Consider the following 2,113-nt stretch of genomic DNA (forward strand, 5'->3'; position numbering starts at 1 on the left):
CGCGCCCATTGCGCCCGGCCGCGGCCCCCCGCGCGGCGCCGCCGCCGGCCGCCGGCACACCGCTGCTGCGCGGCATCGCCGGCCCCTATACCGGGGTCGAACTGCCCTTGGCCGATGGCCCCATCGCCATCGGCCGCGACCCGGCCCTGGCGCAGTTGGTGATCCCGGCCGCCCAGGGTCGGGTCAGCAAGCGCCACGCCCTCGTCGGCTACGACTGGACCCGCCGGGTCTTCACTCTGGAAGACTGCTGGTCCACCCACGGAACCTTCCTCAACGGCGCGCCCCTGCCCGCGGGAGGGAGCACGACGCTGAACCCCGGCGACCGCTTCCACCTGGCGACGTCCGAGGTCGCCTTCGAGGTCCGGATGACATGAGCCGATTGGCCCTGAGCACCGCCACCCTGAGCCGCGCCGGCGGCCGCGACGCCAACGAGGACGCCGCCGCCCACCGCGACGGCTGCTGGGTCCTGGCCGACGGACTGGGCGGCCATGCAGGCGGCGAGGTGGCCGCGCGCCTCGCCGTGGACCAGGTCCTGGGCGCGTTGGCCGGGGCGCCACTGCCGACCGGCGAGGCCCTGGCCCAGGCCATCGCGGACGCCCATCACGCCATCCAGGACCACCAGGACCGTGACCCGCGCCTGGAGCGGATGCGCACCACCCTGGTGGTGCTGGTGAGCGACGGCGAGCGCGCGCTCTGGGCCCATGTGGGCGACAGCCGGCTTTATCACTTCCGGGGCGGTCGCCTGCGGTTTCAGACCGCCGACCACAGCGTGCCCCAGGCCCTGGCGCGCGCCGGGGAGATCCGCCCCGACGAGATCCGCTTCCACGAGGACCGCAACCGACTCCTGCGCACCCTGGGCAACGAGGGCGAGGCGCGCCCCACCGTGTCGGCGACGCCGGAGCCGCTGGAGCCCGGCGACGCCTTTCTGCTCTGCACCGACGGTTTCTGGGAGTATGTCACCGAGGGGGAAATGGAGGTGCTGCTGGCCAAGAGCGCGAGCGCGGACGACTGGCTGGCGGCCCTGGCCGCACGCCTGTTGGCGCGGGCCGAGCCGGACCACGACAACTACACCGCCACGGCCGTCTTCGTCGCCTGACCGAGGAGCAGCGAATGCGCCGCCCTAACTGCCAAAATCAACAGATGGGGTGCAAGAGCAAGAGCGAGAGCGGCCCTCGATCATCGTTCCGGCCAGTGGCAGATCCGCACCCGAAGTCTCGCGGTGGCTGAGAAGAAGCCTCTCACGGAGACACGGAGCCACGGAGATCCGGAACTGTCTTTCTCCGTGTCTTTGTGTCTCCGTGAGAGACCTTCTTTCTTCCGCCCCCGCTATCCCCTAAAATCCCGCGAGAAACACGCACGGCACACAGGACACACGGGGGCGACACCATGGGCATGAAATCCTGCGGCAAGGGACACTTCTACGACGAGCGCACCCACTCCACCTGCCCCTATTGCGGCGTCCCGATCGATCTCGGGGAAACCGTGGGTAGGCCGCCCGACGCGGTCAGCGTATCACCCGGGACCGCCAGCGAGGACTTCCCCAAGACCCGCGCCGCCGGCAGCCGCGGCCCGCGGCGCGACCCGGAAGAGACCGTCGGCATCTTCAGAAAACGCCTGGGCCTCGACCCGGTGGTCGGTTGGCTGGTCTGCATCGAGGGGCCGGACCGGGGCCGCGACTACCGCGTCCACGCCGAGCGCAACTTCATCGGCCGCGACGCGACCATGGACATCGTCATCGCCGGCGACACCAGCATCAGCTGCGAGAACCACGCGGTCTTAAGCTACAACCCCAAGCGTCACACCTTCAACCTCGCCCCCGGCGACGGCCGCGGCCTCACCTATCTGACCGACGAGGAACTGCTGGCCGCCGCGCCCCTGGCCCCCTACGACACCATCGAACTCGGCGCCAGCAAGCTCCTGTTCGTCCCCTTCTGCGGTGAGCGCTTCACCTGGCCGGTGGCCGCCGACCAGGTCGGCTGAGCCGCTGCCGCGACCCCTGGCACCGTTGTCGTTGTCGTTGTCGTTGTCGTTGTCGTAATCGAGATTATCGTAGCGCCCAGGATTCTCCGGATAGCCTATTTGCAGCGCTTCTTCGATTACGATTACGATTACG

At 69.7% G+C, this 2,113-nt stretch carries 3 protein-coding genes; all 3 read left to right on the forward strand.

Annotated elements, in window-relative coordinates; all coding sequences use genetic code 11:
• Positions 1-374, forward strand: a 374-nt coding sequence (locus QZY48_RS19815; protein WP_295434409.1) for an FHA domain-containing protein, incomplete at its 5' end; no start/stop codon positions are given.
• The gene (locus QZY48_RS19820) at positions 371-1,096 is read left to right on the forward strand and encodes a protein phosphatase 2C domain-containing protein (protein WP_295434411.1); all 726 of its coding nucleotides are present in this window, start codon (positions 371-373) and stop codon (positions 1,094-1,096) included. The genes QZY48_RS19815 and QZY48_RS19820, both read left to right, overlap by 4 nt.
• A 290-nt stretch (positions 1,097-1,386) precedes the next feature.
• Entirely contained in the window at positions 1,387-1,980 is a 594-nt protein-coding gene (locus QZY48_RS19825) for an FHA domain-containing protein (protein ID WP_295434413.1), read from the forward strand.
• Positions 1,981-2,113 lie beyond the last annotated feature (133 nt).

This window comes from uncultured Thiodictyon sp., from assembly GCF_903828115.1.
In the GTDB taxonomy this organism is placed as follows: domain Bacteria; phylum Pseudomonadota; class Gammaproteobacteria; order Chromatiales; family Chromatiaceae; genus Thiodictyon.